Source organism: Persicobacter diffluens (assembly GCF_036244895.1).
Lineage (GTDB): Bacteria > Bacteroidota > Bacteroidia > Cytophagales > Cyclobacteriaceae > Persicobacter > Persicobacter diffluens.
In genome coordinates, this window is sequence record NZ_BQKE01000001.1 from 3,011,498 (window position 1) to 3,029,562 (window position 18,065).

Below are 18,065 nucleotides of genomic sequence, written 5' to 3' on the forward strand. Positions count from 1 at the left end.
ACTGTTCGATATAATAGTGGAAACTTAGCCTTTAATTTGATGGTGGTTTTAAATCAATCTATTATTTTTGCGCATGGCTGAACAGATTCTCATTATTGATTCCGGATCACAGGTTACGCAGCTGATTGCGCGTCGCATCCGTGAAATGAATGTTTATTGTGAAATCCACCCTTTTAACAAAGTTCCTGAAATATCAGAAGACGTTATTGGTGTGATTCTTTCCGGCAGTCCTTGTTCTGTAAGACAAGAAGATGCCCCTCAATTAGACACTGCAAAATTCCGCGGTAACCTTCCAGTACTAGGCATCTGCTACGGTGCACAGTATTTAGCACATGCCCACGGTGGAGTAGTCACTCCAAGTAAAATCCGTGAGTACGGACGTGCCCATCTGGAGCAATTTGATGCTCAGAATCCCTTGATGAAAAATATCTCGGAAAAATCTACGGTATGGATGTCTCATGGCGACACCATCACTTCCCTTCCTGAAAATTTTGAAATTATTGCCTCTACTGAGTCTGTAGACGTAGCCGCTTTCCATGTAAAAGGAGAGCAAACTTACGGTGTACAGTTTCACCCGGAAGTAACACACTCTGAAGAAGGGGAGCAATTGTTGAAAAACTTTGTGGTAGACATTTGTGGTGCAAGCCAAAACTGGACGCCGGATGCTTTTGCAGATACCATGATTGCTGAATTAAAAGAGCAGTTAGGAGATGACAAAGTCATCCTTGGTTTATCCGGAGGAGTAGATTCAACCGTAGCTGCGGTACTGATCAATAAAGCGATTGGTTCGAACCTGCACTGTATTTTCGTAAATAACGGTTTGCTTCGTAAAAATGAATTCGAAGAAGTTCTGGCTTCTTACGAAGGAATGGGCTTGAATGTAAAAGGCGTTGATGCCAGCCAGCGTTTTTATGATGCATTGGAAGGATTGACTGATCCAGAAGACAAAAGAAAGGCCATTGGCCGTGTATTCGTTGAGGTATTCGATGATGAGTCTCACAAAGTAGAAAATGCAAAATGGTTGGGTCAGGGTACTATTTACCCGGATGTGATTGAGTCTGTTTCTGTAAACGGTCCTTCAGCAACCATTAAGTCTCACCACAATGTGGGTGGACTACCTGATTATATGAAATTAAAAGTGGTGGAGCCATTGAGAAGTCTTTTCAAGGATGGGGTTCGCCGCGTAGGAAAATCTTTGGATATTGATCCTAAAATTTTGGGTCGTCACCCATTCCCGGGACCTGGTTTAGGAATCCGTATTTTGGGTGAGGTGACTGCCGAGAAAGTTCGCATCCTGCAAGAGGTGGATCATATCTGGATTAACGGATTGAGAAAGCACCACCTGTACGATTACGTATGGCAGGCGGGATCGATGTTGCTTCCGGTACAGTCTGTAGGTGTAATGGGTGATGAGCGTACTTACGAATCCGTTGTTGCCCTACGCGCGGTAACTTCCGTAGACGGTATGACAGCAGACTGGGCTGAATTACCACATGAATTCCTAAAAGAGGTTTCCAATGATATCATCAACCGCGTAAAAGGGGTGAACCGCGTAGTGTATGATATCTCTTCTAAGCCACCAGCAACCATTGAGTGGGAATAATCCCAAATTGATAGCAATAAAAAACCGCAGGATGTTAAATGCTGCGGTTTTTTTATGGCTTTTGCATTGCCTGAAGACACTTTTGAGATCAATTTAACAAGGGCGTTTGGATCAATGCTCAAAAAGGAAGAAATTTACCTGCAAACGAATCTTTTTTTCGTCTTCTTTTTAAGAAAAAACTAACGTTATCTCCTATAACATGAAGAAATTATACTTTTTGGCCCTAACCATCCTTACCTTTTTTAATGGACCGGCTTTGGCACAAAAAAAGAGCAACCAGGAAACACTACAGAGAGGTAAAGATTTTTATAAAATCCGGAAGTATGCCATGGCAATGGAAGTGCTTCGCCCATTGACTGACAGTGAGGATGCAAATATGGAAGCCTACGGGCAGTTTTATTATGGATTATCCGCTTATGAAGCCGGCCAAAAAGAAGTGGCGAGAAATATGTTCCGACAGTTGGTCACCGAACACCCGAACTGGAAGTCCATTGACGAAGGCCGGTTTTGGTTAGGGAAATGCTATTTGGAGGAAGAAAACTACCCTTCTGCTTTTGCTAATTTCGCCAAACTGAAATCCACTACCATCCGGGAACAGGCACAAGCCTATGCGCTGATCCAACTTCAGGAAAAAGATGTATTCACCCTGCAAGGATTACAACAACGTTTTCCAGGGGAAAAAGCAGTAGCCGAAGCCCTGGCGAATCAAATCTACGCCCAGCCCATCAACCAACAGGACCGCCCCCTACTTGCCCAGTTAATTACGGAATACCAATTAAACCCGGAAAATTATGCGGCCTCTAACCTTAGAAAAAGTGAGCGAAAAGACGTTTACCATATCGCGGTAATGCTGCCTTTCCGCTTAGACACCACCCATTACAATAACCGAAAAGATTTTGTCTGGGAGTTGTTTGAAGGCCTGGAAATGGCACAAGGACGTCTGAAAGGCATGGGCATCAATGTGGAACTGCATGCTTATGACACCAAAAAGAAGGCCGAAGTAACTGCCCAGATTTTAGAACAGCCGGAAATAAAATCCATGGACTTGATCATTGGCCCGCTATATCCCGGTCCATCCAAGGAGGTTTCTGATTTTTGTTTCGAACACCAGATCAATATGGTGAATCCGGTCTCTCAAAACGAAAAAGTTATTGGTGACAACCCTTTTAGCTTCCTTTACCAGCCGACACCAAAAACGCAGGCCATTGCCGCCGCCAATTTCATGGTACAACGTACCGACACTTTGAATCGCAACGCCATGATTGTTTATATGGACAATGCGGCAGATTCAACTATGGCTTATCAGTACAAAAAAATTGTAGAAGAAAATGCTACTTATCAGGTCAACCATCTGTTGAAATTAAAAAAAGGCAAGGAGCAGGAAGCTTTAAACTTTTTTACACAAAAGGAAGAAGTACCCATTGCCGACAGTTTATTGGTTAATATCCTGGAGGAAAATCCTGATGCTCCCACAACAGAGGAGCTTTTTGTAATTCGTCCGGATAGCCTGGACCACGTTTTTGTAGCCTCTGAAAATAAAGCTTTGGCAGCCAATATGCTTTCCGCTTTAACCACCAGAAACGATCAGGTATCACTTTTGGGAATGGCTTCCTGGATGCAGGATAAGCAAATCCCATTGGATGCCATGGCGCGATTAAATGCTTACCTTATCGCCCCAGCTTATATTGAAACCAGTAGTGCTCAGTATGACCGTTTTTCTGACCGATACGTCAAACAAGCCAATCGTTTCCCTTCCCGTTTTGTGGACCTGGGCTATGAAACCCTCATCTGCTTCGGACAAATGATGGCCAAATATGGCAACCTACCACAACAGGAAATGGAAGACCAGGTCATCAAAGGAGTGCTTACCGACCAAAATCTTTTTTACCTGTCCAATGACAATCAGGTGGTGCCCATCCTTCACTTCCAGGATGGAGAGCTGATTTTAGCTGACGATGGAGTGGTAAAGGCAATTATTGAAGAATAAAATTTATTGATATGTTGATAAAAGAGAAAAGCCAAAAGCTATTCAGCGAGGCTCAAAATTATATTCCCGGTGGAGTGAACTCTCCTGTACGTGCCTTTAAAGCCGTTGGAGGAAACCCTTTATTTATTGATCATGCCAAGGGGGCTTATATGTATGATGTCGATGGCAACGCTTACATCGACATGATTAACTCCTGGGGCCCGATGATATTCGGCCATGCGGATGAGCAAGTACTCAAAGCTGTTCAGGAAGCCATTCCATCCTCCTTATCTTTCGGAGCTCCCGGAGCCGCTGAGGTAGAAATTGCGGAATTAATTACCGACCTGGTTCCTTCTATTGAAAAAGTAAGAATGGTCAACTCCGGTACGGAAGCCACCATGTCCGCTATTCGCCTGGCCAGAGGCTATACCGGTCGTGAGAAAATGATCAAGTTTGAGGGATGCTATCATGGTCATGGGGACTCCTTTTTAATTGCAGCGGGCTCAGGCGCCATCACCATGGGAGAGCCTAACTCTCCCGGTGTTACAGTGGGCACAGCAAAAGATACCCTTACCGCTCCTTTCAATGACCTGGAAGCTATTCGCACTTTAGTCAACGCCAATAAAGACCAGATTGCAGCGATTATCCTGGAGCCGGTGGCTGGTAATATGGGCTGCGTACTTCCTCAGGAAGGATATTTAGAGGGCTTAAGACAAATCTGTGACGAGGAAGGTATGGTACTGATCGTCGATGAGGTAATGACCGGCTTCCGCCTGGCAGCAGGTGGGGCGCAAGAAGTGTTCAATGTAAAAGCCGACATTACCACCCTTGGAAAAATCATTGGAGGCGGAATGCCTGTTGGTGCTTATGGGGGTAAAAAAGAAATTATGGATTTTGTATCTCCACAGGGACCGGTTTATCAGGCCGGAACACTTTCGGGGAATCCTATTTCAATGGCAGCAGGTTTGGCACAGCTGAAAAGAATTAAAAATGACAAAGATTTGTATCAGCGCCTTACCGAAAAAACACAAAAAATTGCTGATGGAATTGCTGCACACTTAAAAGCCTTAAATCTCAATTACTACACTTCCCAGATTGGCTCTATGTATACTTTGTTTTTCACCGAAAATGAAGTGCACAACTTTGAGGATGCCAAGTCCTGTGATTTAGAGAAATTCGGTAAATTCTTCAATGCCATGCTGGAAGAAGGGGTTTATCTACCTCCAAGTCAGTTTGAAACCTGGTTCATCTCAGATGCGCTCACCGATAAAGAAATATCAAAAATTATTGATGCTGCTGGAAAAGCCCTTAAAGCAATCCACTAAAAACACAAAAGTGATGCCTGAAAAAGCATCACTTTTTTTTCTTTTCAAATAATACCTTACACCAGAAAAAGTCTATTTTTAGAGGATATCTTTCCTCTCTAAAACATTGAATGGAAAGGGAATCAATTTTAATAATTCCTTACTTTCATGACTTTTCCCTACTTTATTTGTATTAATAATGTATATTTGAAATCATTGTAGTTTATTTTACATTAACCCAACCTCTGTGCTTATGGCGCGGTACAACCTTTTACCAATCATCACTCTGATGATTTTTTCTTACATCCCTTCTTGGGGGCAAACTAAAAGTGTCACCTATGAAGAGTTGTATGATGAACCTTACGAAATTAACAAGCTATTCATGAAGCTGCAGCCGGTGATTGCAGAAGTGGGTAGTGCGAATATGTATGTCGGATTCGGACTGGAAGCCGAATACTACCACGAATCGCTGTTAAACATCAAAGCTGATTTCAGAAGAGCCTATGGAGGACCTTTTGATCTGATGCAAAATCTTTCCGCTAGAAATAATATTCAGCAGGTAAATGGGATTTCAACTTCCACCCATTCTTCTATGGCCGGTGAAATTATTGGCACCTACCATATTAAGGACTGGGAGAAGGATACGGAGACCAAAATGATTCTGTACAGAAGCAGTTACCGCCGTGGAAACAAGTGGAAATCCAAAGTTCCGGATCACATCAAAGTCCCATCCAAAGTAAGAAAGATATACGGAGCCCGTTTAGGGCCTTATTTCCAGTCTGGTGGTATTGATGTGGGCACAGCCATGAGGAAGCAAGGCATTGAATCCATTAACGTTTTACGTGAAGGGGTTGATGCACAGCCCTTATCCTCTGACTCCACCATGTACACCAACCAATCCGCTTTTGGTTTTGCTGTGGGAGGCTCTTTAACCTGGATCAAGAACTTTGCGATTAAGCCCACAAGGACATATTCCTCTACAGCCAGTGATATGATCATTTCGGTTTATGCTGATATGCTGATAACCCCCTGGACCAACATTGAAAACCTCAGCTATGATGGAAATGAGTACGATCTCTCTCCGATCAAGCATAATAAATTTGGTTTCCGTCTAGGAGCTGATGGTAAATTCAACCGGGAGTTTGGTTGGGGATATGGCATTGAAATTGGTATGCGCCCTCAGGTCTCCAAACAGATGTTTTATACTGCGGTAAAGCTTAGCATACCGATATTTAGCACCAACCTCAACCACGAAGTAGAAGCTTTTAGTAAATAATACTTTCTACATATATAAAATGAAAGGTGATGATCAATATTGTTTGATAATCACCTTTTTTTATGTCAAAAATTATATAATATTCAAAATAGGCATGAGATTATTTCGGAAATTATCCGCTTTTGGATATTTTTGCACCGCAACCACACTATTAGTTCCTATGAGAATTACCGCAATAATCCCGATTTTCCTATTGATGTGTGCGACCGCATTTGGGCAAATCAAAAATCCACGGGAAAACACCATTATGATTTCAGGCCAAGGCACTTATGCTGCCAGTCCGGACTGGGTGAAAGTCACCGTATCTGTGGAAGGAAAAAATGAAGCCTTTAATTTGGCCTTTGATCAGCTCAACCAAATTAGCCAGAAACTCCAGCAGGCTTTAAAAGATCAAGGCATCAAAAATGATCAAATTTTTACTTCCAATTATCAAATTGAAAAGGATTTTCAATACAATCCAACCACCCGCAAAAATGAGGATATGGGCTTTTTGGCCAAACATCAAATAAATGTTGAAATACCTCTAAACAATGACCAACTAAAAAAGATTATTACAACAGTAAGCAACACTGAAGGCAATGCTCGACTCACTGTTTCTTTCTCCATAAAAGACTTAGAATCAGCCAGAAATAAAGCATTAGTGCTTGCTGTTCAGGATGCTAAAGCGAAGGCACTCACCATTTGCAAGGCGGCAAACCTTTCCCTTGGTGAAATAAAACAAATCGATTATGGTCAAACGTACAACAGGCCTGTTCCTTACGCATCAGTTACCATGGATGCAATGAAAATGGATAGAGGCGCTTACAGCGATCCGGGCTTTAACCCCAAGGACATTAGTGTAACGGAAAATGTAAATATTTTGTACAATCTGGAAAAATAATTTCGGATTTGGCCTACTATTTGCACTTATACAAGTATAGATTAAGCTTTCCCATAATTAAGTATAACCAATATTCCCCATGAAAAGATCTTTAACCCTATTCAGCGTTTTCCAAATCGCCGCTTGGGGGTTGTTTTTTTCACAAAATGAAAATGAGGAATTTGTTTCCTCTGAATTAACACAAGCGGAAACTGCGATTGTCAGTTTGAAAACGAATGATGCTTATGCGGGAGCGGAACCTTTATCTTCTTCTCCTGACGCAGCAGTGATTTCAAAAAGAAATCAAGAATGGAATATATGCTTTTTTTAGCCATTCCTTTCTACAACAAAAGGCTTCAATTATGAAGCCTTTTGTTTTTTCAGCCTATCCCACTTTTTCATTACTACCCTCCTCTTATTGGTGAATTCATTAGAGTGTGTTTAAAAGCCAAAAATTGAAGCGCAAATGTAAATATCGCAGTAGCAATACCCGATTATTTTGAGAGAATAGCAGCGCTAATGTTGAGAAATTATTATACAAAATCACTTCCAACAATTCGAATTTGACCTCGAATGACGTGCTTTCAAACACGTTCTGAAGCAAAATCTAAATCACTCAATCCGCAAACCCACTGATTTACAGCTAATTAATAGGTTGTTTTTTTATACAAACCCTCTTCCGTATTGGATCATCCAATTCACTCAGCATTTTCCACTTTTGAAGAAATCTAAAAATGGGCGATTTTCCTATTTTTACGATTTGCAGCTTAACCCCAATTTTTCATGCTTAAATCCTCGATTTAGTGCAAGACGGGAAAATAAAGGAACAGCGCCTTTGTCTGAGTTTTTTCAACGTAGCAGATGATGGAGGAAAAGGCCAGCTTAGTCAAATTTGAACTATGATAAAATCAATAAAACCAGCTGCAATGCACTGATTTTAATTCATTTTGAGCGAGCGAAAACCTATCAGTGAATATTTTGAGTAAAATCACGTTATTCTACGGAGCTACTGAAGCGGATAGGCCTGCAATTGGATTAACCCGAATTATTCACCGCTAAATTAAGTAGCTCACCTTAACTGTTTTATTATCAACTCAATAGACTCGTTTCCCCTGATTTTTTTATAGCCCAAATTTGGGCAAGCTTGCTTTCTCCTCATTCATCTGCTTCGTTGGAAAAAACTCGAAATAGGAGACTATTCCTTCATTTTTTCAGCCTTACAGCTAAACGAGGATTAAAGCATGAATAATCCGGGTTAAGAATTGAAAAACAGGAATAAGCCTAAGCAAGAGGCGGCCACAAATGAATACCACTTCTGATCCTGTAAACTGATAACAGGCCATGACATTCTCACAAAACCGGTTCCGCTTCCTTCATTCGGAAACTTGCCAGACAGAAAAAAACAATGACTATCCTATTAAACTGATAGACTGCTTCGTATCCGCTACGGATTCTATTTGTTCCTGTAAAGGAAGCTTTATTTGAAAATTTGTGCCTTGGCCCTGAAGGGAATCTACTTGAATGGTTCCATTATGCAAATCAACGACCTGCTTTACAATGGACATCCCCAGGCCGGTAGATTTCTGTCCCAACAAACCCTTTCTTCCTGCCTCAGTAAAACGATCAAATAATACGGGCAATAACTCTTCGGGAATACCTATTCCGGTATCTTGAATAGACAAAACAACTTCCTTTTCATCAAGAGAAAGTGACATTTTCACCTTGCCGCCTCCCGGAGTAAACTTTATTGCATTTGTCAATAAATTATCAATTACACGACCCATTTTTGAAACATCAATGGCACAAAAAACAGGATGAGTGGGTAACTCTATTCTTAAAACCAAACCATGCTTTCGCATTTCCTCCTGATGCAAATAAGCCGATTCGTTAACAAAAGCCCTTAAGTCAACAATTTTCTCTTCCAGTATTACCAGACCTTCTTCAAACTCTGAATGTGTCAATAACTCCCGGATTAACTCCTGCCCTTTGGTAGCATTCTGACTGATCAGGTCCAGGTATTTTTGTGTATTGATACGATCCGTTCTGAATGACATGCCCACCAGCTCACTCAACCCTTCTATACGGTTTAACGGCCCGGATAAATCATGCGCCACCGAGGCCAAAATCTTATCCTTGAGGGCACTTACGCGTTCGTACTGATCTAATATCTGATGTTCATTGGTTACATCACGAACCGCCCCCAGAATACAATTTGGGTAGTCCTTGGAACGCATGGTCTTTAAGGACAACCATTTCTCCCCACGCACCGTGTTAATTTTCACCTTTAGTTCGTTATGCTCTTCGGCATTGGGTTTGGCGCTCAACTTAACTAAGCTCTCTTTCAACCAATTGATATTCTCTTCATCCAACAGATCCTGAAGTTGATCAAATCCAATTTTGGTGGGAACACTTAAATCAAATACATTATACAGTCCTCGTTCCCAGACAAATTCCGCTTTTTTATAATCCAATAGAAAGCCATATACATCGATATTTCCAGCAATCTGAGCCCATAGCTTGTTATCATAAGCCAATATTTGATTTTCCTTATCTCTGGGCACCAAAACCAAATACACTGTTAAATAACAAAAAGCGACCGTGATTAAAATCATATAAGAAATCATCAAGGACTCCTCATTTACCCCCAGCTCTTTAAACAGTAAATAGGCTGCAAAAAGCACCTGAAGAAACCCAAAAGCACTTACTACCAATGACTTCCTTCTGGAAGACAAACTATTCCCCCACACTCCCAATGGAAAAAAAGAAATAGCGACCACCGCCACACTAAAGATGATTAATGACTCTACCTCTACAAAATCAAAAACCAAAGCAAATATTAAGTAGCAAAGGGGAGACATGACCATCGCGAGCACGGCTAAAAGTGCATGCGAAAAAAATCGATCAAAAATAATAGCCATAACGGCACCTGTAGATAAAAACCCAAAGAACAGATTCACCGAGCTTATCCAGCTAAACATCTCAGCTGAAACCGTACTATTCACCAATAAGACCATTAGTGAAAAAGCCATAACCCAAATTGCAGCAAAAGTGGTTCTGGAGGTGCGGTTAAATAAATGACTAAAAAAATCTATCAAATTCATGCCTGCAGGCTAAAATATTCCCTTTTCTAGATATAAAGATAAGAATCCTCCTTACATATTAAAAAAAAAACGCAGCTCCATTATTTATTTTTAGCATTGAAATTATCGGACACTTTTCGTCCACCAACGAACAAAATTGTCCGTATTCGGACACCCTTAAACCGGACACTTACCACTTATACAGGTTTTTAACCGATCCTCACCGAATCTCATTTTGGCACAAGATTTTCCTAATAGTAAGGGAAATAAATCAGATCCTTTATCTTAATCGAAAATGAAAACCTACTTTTACCTTAGCCTCCTATTACTTTTTCCTCTTACCCTTTGGGCTAATAATGAACCGGAACACGCCGCCGTCAAGGGTAGTTTAAAAGGAAAATTAATCGACCCGACCACCAGCGAACCGATCCCCTACGCCACCATATCCCTTCAGCAGGAAGAAAAAAATATCACAGGAGGGATAAGTGATGAAAGTGGAAATTTTGTCATCAAAAATATTTCAAAGGGAAAATACGAAGTCCTTTTCCAGTTTATGGGATATGAAACTCATCAACTAACACTGGATTTTGTAAAAGGAAGCATGAACATAAATTTGGGAGAAGTTGGATTATCACCTTCCAAAAAGCTTTTGGAAGAAGTCACCGTTGAAGGACAAAGAGTAAAAATCGAACAACAGCTCGGAAAGAAGGTGGTGAACATTACGCCTGAATTAGCGGCGGGACACACCAATATTTCAGATGTATTGCAACAGGTTCCGGATATTAATATTGACGGTGAAGGCAATATTTCTTTAAGAGGAGATAGCAACGTTCGTGTACTCATTGACAATAAACCCACTCAGCTGTCCCCTGCCGAAGCTTTAAAATCTCTGCCTCCCAATTTAGTAGAGCGCGTGGATGTCATTACCAATCCATCCGCTAAATACGATCCGGAAGGGATATCAGGAATCATCAATATCATTACAAAAAAGAACCGGATTCAGGGTTTTAATGGAATGGTAAGAGGTGGTGTCGGTACAGGGGATAAATACAATGGCGGTATGAACTTCAATTACCGTGTGGGAAAATTCAACGTTTTTGCCGAAGCCAACTTTTCTAAAGAAAGGTGGAATCATGAAAGGGGATTTGAAAGAACTTTTGAGGAATCCGGCGCACTTTTAAAGCAGGACCAGGAAATTTTCAGAAACCAGGGATTCCAGCAGTATAAAGGAGGACTTGATTATTTCATTGACTCTGTAAATACGCTAAGTGGATACTATCAATACTTCAAATGGGAATCCACTTCCAACCAGCCTTTTACCCAGAGCTTAGAGCAGGCGGGACTGCCCACTATTTTCAGAAATGGAAAAGGCTTTTCGGAGAACATGAATGAAGGACACCAATTTGACTTGAATTACCGTCGGGAAATAAAAGATGGTTATTTGGAAACAGATTTATGGTATATGGATGGACACGGCTTCTTCAATAGTGCCAACACTCAAAAAGATGAAACCGGAGGCGTAGTAAGTCAGAACAATAACAACCTTTTTACCTTTAACATTTTTGTCCCGACACTGGATTTCAGCAAAAATATCAGTGAAAAGGCTAAGATTGAACTTGGGTATAAAGGAGAATACACCGATGCTTTTTCCAATTCCACCAACAACAATGGAGAAGAAAATGTGGACTTTGGCTACGATTATTATGACATGATCTCGGCCGTTTACACTACTTTCTCCACTCAAATTAAAAATATGGAAGTGCAGGCTGGTCTGAGAGCAGAACACGCCCTTCAGCAGGGAACCATTCAGTTAAGTGAGGGCGACACGCCATTTACCAATGAATATTTCAGCTTGTTCCCCACTTTGTCCCTTCAACAAAAACTGGGAGAGAAAGCGAATTTAGGCTTCAGCTATAGCCGAAGAGTACGCCGCCCCAATATTGATGAAATTGCACCTTTCGAAGTTTATGAAAACCCTCAGAACATTCAGCGAGGAAACCCGGACCTGAAGCCTTCCTTCACCAACTCCATGGAACTGTCCTATGGCTACCGCCCGGAGAAATTTACCATTTCGACCAGCGCGTATGTTCGTTTAGGGAATGACATTATCAGAAGCTACTCCTTTTTTGAGGAAGAAAGCCAGGCCAATGTGACTACTTCTCAAAACCTGGGATCCGTAGAAACTTATGGCGTTTCAGTGAGCGGAGATGTGAACATCACCAAATGGTGGAATTTATCCGGTGGAATTGACTTGACCCATATTGATTTCAATGACACCACTTATACCATCCCCAATCGCCCGGACCTGAATCTGAGCGCCAAGCTGAATGCCACCTTTATGCTGCCATGGAATTTGAAAATTATTGCCAATGGTAATTACGATGGCAATAATTACGGCTTACAAAATGTTTCCAATCCTTTTTATGCCATGTCCATGACGGTGAGCAAGGACATTTTAGAAAAGAAGGGGAATATCTCTTTCAGGGCTCAAAACCTGATCTATTCTGGCTGGTCCAATAATGTTTATGGCTTGGGATTCCATGAAGAAAATTATTGGAACAGTGAAAACCCCGTATTCTACCTCAACTTCTCTTACCGATTTGGAAATATGAAGGCAAGAGGAAGAAAACGTAGCATCCACACACAGAAAAGTCTGTAGAATGCCCAGATTCTAAAGCCGAATTACGCTAAGCCGGATTATTCAAGCTCTAATCCTTCTTTAGCTGGCAGCCGAGAAAAATGAAGGGATTTTTCTATTTCGAATTTTTTCCAAGGAAGCAGATGAATGAGGAGAAAGCAAGTTTGCCCAAATTTGGGCTATAAGAAATTTAGCAGGCTCAATCGGAACGAGCTGATAAAAAGCCATTTGAGATGATCTTTAAAACTAGCGGCGAATAATTCTGGTTAACCAAATTTAGGCTGTTCATAAACCAGCTACCCCAACCGCGACACACTGATAATATTTTGTTTACAGCAAGTCACTAAATCTAAGTATGAAGCATTAGGGTAAAAAGGGTCATGAATATTTCTGTCAATCCTTCGGATAAAAGCCACCATTCTTCTGGTGGCTTTTTTTCATCTAAAATTCCTCAGAACCGAACTTACCTGATTCCAATAGGATCTCCCGAATAAATTCACATGCACCATTAAAGGATACAGATTATAGTAATCCATCCTTTGTTCCCAGCCCGCCGGCATGCCCATTTCTTCCTGATATACCTGATAAAACCTTGGAGAGAAACCTCCAAAAAGCCGCGTCATGGCCAGGTCCTGTTCCGCCCAGCCATAATAAACTGCAGGATCAAAGATTACAGGCTGATTATCCAATGCCGGCATTTTATTCCCGGACCATAAGTCTCCATGTAACAAAACCGCCGGTTGATCCGGAATCAGTTGTCTGATTTGTTTAATAAAAGTGTCAAACACCTTGGATTCCGCTGTCGAAATGACGCTCTGATCAACGGCCAGCTTGACTTGAGGCATTAATCGATGCAGAATAAAAAATTCATAGCCATCCCTTACTGAAGTATTCTTTTGAGGAAGCGTACCGATAAAATTATCCTCAAAAGCGCCAAAACAAGGGCTTGATAGCTGATGAAGCCGTGCCATTCCATGTCCCAAGCGCTGCCAGAATTCAGGAGTCTCCTCGCCTCTTTCCACAAACTCCATCAGCAAAAAAGCATGCTCGCCCTCGGTGGTTAGACCATACACTTCCGGTACTTTTAAACTTCCTTTCCGCAATGCTTCAAGCCCTGCCTTTTCACTTTCAAACATCGCCAACCGGCCGGCCTGATTCACCTTCAGAAAAAAATCTCCCGCTCTGGTTTTTAAATGAAAAGCCTGATGAATGTCGCCTCCCGAAACAGGCAAAACCTCAGAAAGCACAACGGCCTTACCCCTGATTCGGGATAAGGCCGCTGTAATATTTTCACTGCTCATCATACCAGCTGATGTGCTTCTTTCAGAGATTGTAAAAGTGCCTTATTAGAGCGCATCAACAAATCAAAGACATGCTGAAAGCCTTCCGGCCCGCCATAATAAGGATCCGGCACATCCTGACCAATGCCTTCCTCGTCAAAATCCCTTAACTTCCCTAATTTATAATCTCCCTTACCATTTTGAAGGGCCTTCACTTTTCGGAAATTAGCATCATCCATGGTCAGCAAATAATCAAACTGCTCAAAATCCAATGTACTGAACTGTCTGCCTCTGTGGTTGATTTCAATGCCATTTTTTCGGGCATTAGCCAAAGTTCGCTCATCCGGTGTTTCCCCGATATGATAAGCAGCCGTTCCGCAGGAATCAATTTCAAATTTATCAGAAAGGCCCTCCTCCTCTACCAACTGCCTCATTATGGCCTCTGCCAGGGGAGATCTGCAAATATTCCCCAGGCAAATGTAAAGAACCTTAATCATTGAATACTAGTATCTATTTTTATCTAATTGCTTAACTGCTACTGCAAAATCTTTAGGATAGGGAGCGGATATTTTCATTTGTTTACCCTTCGGATCTTTAAACTCAATGGCAAAGGCATGCAAAGCAAAGCGCTTTAATAAAGGCTGCTCCTCCGTTCCCTTTTTTAAATTGAATTTTCTTTTCAATTGTGAAAGCAATAATGGAGATCCTCCATAAGTTTCATCGCAGGAAATCGGTGCCTTCAGGGTAGAAAGATGAATTCGAATTTGATGCATTCTACCCGTATGCGGAATCGCCTCCACCAAAGTATGACCTTTATAGGCTTCCAGCGTATTGAAAGTGGTGTGGGAAGGCTTTCCCTTTTCAAAATCAATCTTCACAATCCCTTTGGTTCCGGGATAAATCGGAAGGGTATTTTCTCTTTGGTCAAACTCATGAATACCGTCCACTATCGCATGGTAAATCTTTTTCACCTTTCGTTTTTCAAATTGAACCGAAAGATGACGATAAGCATCCGGTGTTTTGGCAATCATCAATACGCCTGAGGTTTCTTTATCCAGCCGGTGACAATTTTGCGCCGTTTCACAGTACTCCCTGGCCATGGCCAGAATATTAGTATAAGATGCCCGATCTTCCAAAGTAGCCACATGAGGTGGCTTGTTGATGGCAATATAATCCTCATTTTCAAAGATAATGAGATCTTCAAATTTCACTTTCTTCATAACAAAAGTGCCTTATGCACTTATCATTTCAATATTCAATTCCTCTTCTTTAAAAGGCTTGCTATGCAATACAAAACTAAAAGTAGATCCTTTTCCTACCTCAGTCTGAACATGACACTGCGTGCCGTGCGCCTGTAAAATATGACGAACAATCGCCAATCCCAGACCATTTCCCCCTTTGGATTTTGCCCGGCTTTTTTCTACCCGATAAAAACGCTCAAAAATTCTTTTCACATCTTCCTCCGGAATACCGAATCCATTATCGGCCACAGAAACAAAAACCTTTCCATCTTCTTCCAACAGGGTCACTTCCACCAGGCCGTTATCATTGTCCTGATATTTGATGGCATTCACCACCAGGTTGGTCATCACATGGCCAATACGTCTTTTATCGGCATAAACAAAGACGTTCTCCTTGGTAGAGGTGGAGAATTTTAAATCAATATTTCGCTTCTCCGCCTTATTATCCAACTGGTCAAAAATATCTTCCACCTGCTCACGCAGATCATATTTTTCCACCAATAATTTAGCATCACCAGACTCCAGCTGAGAGATGGATAGTAAATTATGCACCATCTTATCGAGCCCATCCAGACTTTTCGCTGCTTTTTTCAAAAATCGCTTTAAGATCACCTCGTCCTCCATCGCTCCGTCCAAAAGCGTATGCACAAATCCCTGAGCGGCAAAAATAGGCGTCTTCAGCTCATGTGAAACGTCCGCTAAAAATTCCCGTCGATAAACCTCCATTCTTTTGAGGTTTTCAATCTCTTTCTGCTTCTCTGAGGCATAATCCAGAATTTTTCTGTTCGCCATTTTAATCGGATTGGTAGAGGTATTATTCTGTTCTTCAAAAAAAGAAAGATTATCCGATTTCAAATTATCCAGCATATCGTACATTTTACTCAGCTCCCGGAAAACCAAAAACTCCAGCGTAAACATGATCAGAATATAAGAACAAGAAAAGGAGATGCCCAATACCACCAACAGGGCCATTTCCGAAACATCTTTTACCAGGGAAAGAAAAAGCGTTGTAACTACGGCGATCACCACGCCCAGCACCGAAGCAACACCACGAGAATTGTAAAACATTGGAATAAAGTTTATCGATCTTATTTCAAGACCCTATGATAAAAAAAAATCTGGCAAAGAAACAAAGCCTTTGCCAGATTTTCTCCCTAAAGATAGGGCTTTAAAATATATCTTCAAATTTATAGCCAACGCCTTTTACCGTTACGATATACTGGTCTCCGATTTTCTCCCGCACCTTTCGGACATGAACGTCCACCGTCCGGGCTAAAACATAAACATCAGCACCCCAAATATTCCGCAACAGCTCTTCTCTGTTAAATACCTTTCCCGGATGGGTGGCCAGGAAATACAACAATTCAAATTCTTTTCTGGGCAAGGTAATTTCTTGCTGATCCACAATCACCGTATAGCTATCCCGATCAATCTGTAGCCCTCCAATACTGACCTTATCCGCATTATTCACCTGCTTACTTTCTCTTCGGAACAAGGCCTGAATTCTGCTTAATAAAGCCCGTGGTTTTATCGGCTTATTAATGAAATCATCCGCTCCTGCTTCAAAAGCAGCTACCTCGGAATACTCCTCCGATCTCGCCGTTAGAAAAATAATGAAAGTACTCTGAAACTCCGACATCTCTCTCAACTGACGACAGGTTTCTACCCCATCCTGATCAGGCATCATAATGTCCAAAAGAATTAAATGCGGATGGAATGACTTCGCTTTTTCTATTCCTTTTTTCCCGTTCTTTGCGGTTTCAACTTCATAACCTTCTTTGGTAAGATTATATTCTAAAATTTCGCGAATGTCGGATTCGTCATCCACTATTAACACCCGGTAGCCAGTTTTTGCCATGAAAAAGAATTGTTTTGGTCGGTTAAAATTAGAGAAAATGATGGACTTAAAAAACTATCACGCCAAGAAACGAGCTACGCATTTCATAAAATGAAAGAATCCTTCGTTATTTTATTATTAAGGTTTTGCGAATACCTTATTACGTCCGGGGTAATATTTCTTAATCGTCACTTCTGCGGACCCTACCACCAGACGGGCTTTCACCTTAATTGGAATCTTGTGCTCATCATCGGATAAATAGGCGGTAATCGGACTATCTTTTTCAAACGTTTCATTATCCGGCATCACCGGCACCAGAATCAATGCCTTCTTTTTCCCCATATCGGTCTTCACCGTAGTCCGTCCATCAAATCGAATGCGCATCCGGTAGTTTTTCTTATCAAAAAAGCCATTAAACTCCATGATGGTACCCTCGGGCACCTGTGAAAAATCTATATTCCTTAAATAATAAAAACCACTGATGATATCGTGAACAGCATTCGGGATAAAGTAATTTTCCTGCCCTTTTAAAACGCCCGTGTGCTTATCGAGCTTTTCCAGCGTAACACTGTCCATTTCATGATGAAATTTCAGCACCTCCTTATGCCGGTGGTTAGCCTCCTGAATATCCATATAAAAACGCTGAGGAGCAAAGGTGGCGGTATCCACAAATGAACCCCACTTATCTTCTATACGGACCACTTTTCGCCAGAAGCCCACCGTCCGGCCCGTCACCTCCATTTTATAGCAAGGCCTGCCGTTTACATAATCCACCTGATTATCTACCCTCATTACGGCCTCGCCGGCATTGATAAACCCATAATGCACGCGGTAAGTGATCCGTTCTCCCAAATCATAAGCCACCACCTCCGATAGCGGCAAGCTACTCCCGTCCTTCACCCGGCTCGTGGAATCCGGATGATTAAAAGGCAAAATCAGCAATATTAAAGTCCAAAAAACAGGCATCATTTCTGAGTCAAA

Annotated in this window: 14 protein-coding genes; 7 read left to right on the forward strand and 7 right to left on the reverse strand. The window is 41.5% G+C overall.

What is annotated here, in order from left to right; all coding sequences use genetic code 11:
* The first annotated feature begins 73 nt into the window (after positions 1-73).
* The 6 genes from guaA to AAA970_RS12155 all read left to right on the forward strand — a co-directional run bounded on the left by guaA (position 74) and on the right by AAA970_RS12155 (position 7,339).
* Positions 74-1,603: a glutamine-hydrolyzing GMP synthase gene (gene guaA, locus AAA970_RS12130; RefSeq protein WP_053405875.1), complete on the forward strand. Its 1,530-nt coding sequence runs from the start codon at positions 74-76 to the stop codon at positions 1,601-1,603.
* 199 nt (positions 1,604-1,802) lie between these two features.
* Entirely contained in the window at positions 1,803-3,590 is a 1,788-nt protein-coding gene (locus AAA970_RS12135) for an ABC transporter substrate-binding protein (RefSeq protein WP_338237333.1), read from the forward strand.
* An 11-nt stretch (positions 3,591-3,601) separates the two neighbouring features.
* A complete protein-coding gene (gene hemL, locus AAA970_RS12140) occupies positions 3,602-4,894 on the forward strand; it encodes a glutamate-1-semialdehyde 2,1-aminomutase (protein ID WP_338237334.1) in 1,293 nt (430 codons plus the stop codon).
* 268 nt (positions 4,895-5,162) lie between these two features.
* Complete coding sequence (locus tag AAA970_RS12145) at positions 5,163-6,149, forward strand: hypothetical protein (protein ID WP_060687173.1); 987 nt, start codon at positions 5,163-5,165, stop codon at positions 6,147-6,149.
* Positions 6,150-6,396: 247 nt separating this feature from the next.
* Entirely contained in the window at positions 6,397-7,029 is a 633-nt protein-coding gene (locus AAA970_RS12150) for an SIMPL domain-containing protein (RefSeq protein ID WP_338237721.1), read from the forward strand.
* Between the two features lie 79 nt (positions 7,030-7,108).
* Entirely contained in the window at positions 7,109-7,339 is a 231-nt protein-coding gene (locus AAA970_RS12155) for a hypothetical protein (RefSeq protein WP_053405880.1), read from the forward strand.
* A gap of 1,078 nt (positions 7,340-8,417) precedes the next feature.
* Here the strand turns inward: AAA970_RS12155 and AAA970_RS12160 are convergent.
* Entirely contained in the window at positions 8,418-10,109 is a 1,692-nt protein-coding gene (locus AAA970_RS12160; RefSeq protein ID WP_338237335.1) for a sensor histidine kinase, read from the reverse strand.
* A 274-nt stretch (positions 10,110-10,383) separates the two neighbouring features.
* On the opposite strand from AAA970_RS12160, the gene AAA970_RS12165 reads away from it, so the two are divergent.
* Entirely contained in the window at positions 10,384-12,747 is a 2,364-nt protein-coding gene (locus AAA970_RS12165) for a TonB-dependent receptor (RefSeq protein WP_338237337.1), read from the forward strand.
* 416 nt (positions 12,748-13,163) lie between these two features.
* Here the strand turns inward: AAA970_RS12165 and AAA970_RS12170 are convergent, their stop codons facing one another.
* The 6 genes from AAA970_RS12170 to AAA970_RS12195 form a co-directional block, all read right to left on the reverse strand.
* Positions 13,164-14,030, reverse strand: coding sequence for a fructosamine kinase family protein (locus tag AAA970_RS12170; RefSeq protein WP_338237338.1), 867 nt, complete (start codon positions 14,028-14,030; stop codon positions 13,164-13,166).
* Positions 14,027-14,503 carry a low molecular weight protein-tyrosine-phosphatase gene (locus AAA970_RS12175; protein ID WP_053405884.1) on the reverse strand — a complete coding sequence of 159 codons (477 nt, stop codon included), beginning with the start codon at positions 14,501-14,503 and terminating at the stop codon, positions 14,027-14,029. Before AAA970_RS12175 ends, AAA970_RS12170 begins: the two co-directional genes overlap by 4 nt.
* 6 nt (positions 14,504-14,509) lie before the next feature.
* Positions 14,510-15,226, reverse strand: a complete 717-nt coding sequence (locus AAA970_RS12180) for an RluA family pseudouridine synthase (RefSeq protein WP_338237340.1) — start codon at positions 15,224-15,226, stop codon at positions 14,510-14,512.
* Between the two features lie 12 nt (positions 15,227-15,238).
* A complete protein-coding gene (locus AAA970_RS12185) occupies positions 15,239-16,315 on the reverse strand; it encodes a sensor histidine kinase (RefSeq protein ID WP_338237341.1) in 1,077 nt (358 codons plus the stop codon).
* Between the two features lie 100 nt (positions 16,316-16,415).
* Positions 16,416-17,105 carry a response regulator transcription factor gene (locus AAA970_RS12190; RefSeq protein ID WP_053405887.1) on the reverse strand — a complete coding sequence of 230 codons (690 nt, stop codon included), beginning with the start codon at positions 17,103-17,105 and terminating at the stop codon, positions 16,416-16,418.
* A gap of 117 nt (positions 17,106-17,222) precedes the next feature.
* A complete protein-coding gene (locus tag AAA970_RS12195; RefSeq protein WP_338237342.1) occupies positions 17,223-18,053 on the reverse strand; it encodes a DUF3108 domain-containing protein in 831 nt (276 codons plus the stop codon).
* Positions 18,054-18,065 lie beyond the last annotated feature (12 nt).

Coding starts and splice junctions, on each gene's coding strand:
- AAA970_RS12165 (WP_338237337.1), top strand. CDS start 10,384: ATGAAAACCTACTTTTACCTTAGCCTCCTATTACTTTTTCCTCTTACC.
- AAA970_RS12145 (WP_060687173.1), top strand. CDS start 5,163: ATGATTTTTTCTTACATCCCTTCTTGGGGGCAAACTAAAAGTGTCACC.
- guaA (WP_053405875.1), top strand. CDS start 74: ATGGCTGAACAGATTCTCATTATTGATTCCGGATCACAGGTTACGCAG.
- hemL (WP_338237334.1), top strand. CDS start 3,602: ATGTTGATAAAAGAGAAAAGCCAAAAGCTATTCAGCGAGGCTCAAAAT.
- AAA970_RS12195 (WP_338237342.1), bottom strand. CDS start 18,053: ATGATGCCTGTTTTTTGGACTTTAATATTGCTGATTTTGCCTTTTAAT.
- AAA970_RS12180 (WP_338237340.1), bottom strand. CDS start 15,226: ATGAAGAAAGTGAAATTTGAAGATCTCATTATCTTTGAAAATGAGGAT.
- AAA970_RS12190 (WP_053405887.1), bottom strand. CDS start 17,105: ATGGCAAAAACTGGCTACCGGGTGTTAATAGTGGATGACGAATCCGAC.
- AAA970_RS12150 (WP_338237721.1), top strand. CDS start 6,397: ATGATTTCAGGCCAAGGCACTTATGCTGCCAGTCCGGACTGGGTGAAA.
- AAA970_RS12160 (WP_338237335.1), bottom strand. CDS start 10,109: ATGAATTTGATAGATTTTTTTAGTCATTTATTTAACCGCACCTCCAGA.
- AAA970_RS12185 (WP_338237341.1), bottom strand. CDS start 16,315: ATGTTTTACAATTCTCGTGGTGTTGCTTCGGTGCTGGGCGTGGTGATC.
- AAA970_RS12135 (WP_338237333.1), top strand. CDS start 1,803: ATGAAGAAATTATACTTTTTGGCCCTAACCATCCTTACCTTTTTTAAT.
- AAA970_RS12155 (WP_053405880.1), top strand. CDS start 7,109: ATGAAAAGATCTTTAACCCTATTCAGCGTTTTCCAAATCGCCGCTTGG.
- AAA970_RS12170 (WP_338237338.1), bottom strand. CDS start 14,030: ATGATGAGCAGTGAAAATATTACAGCGGCCTTATCCCGAATCAGGGGT.
- AAA970_RS12175 (WP_053405884.1), bottom strand. CDS start 14,503: ATGATTAAGGTTCTTTACATTTGCCTGGGGAATATTTGCAGATCTCCC.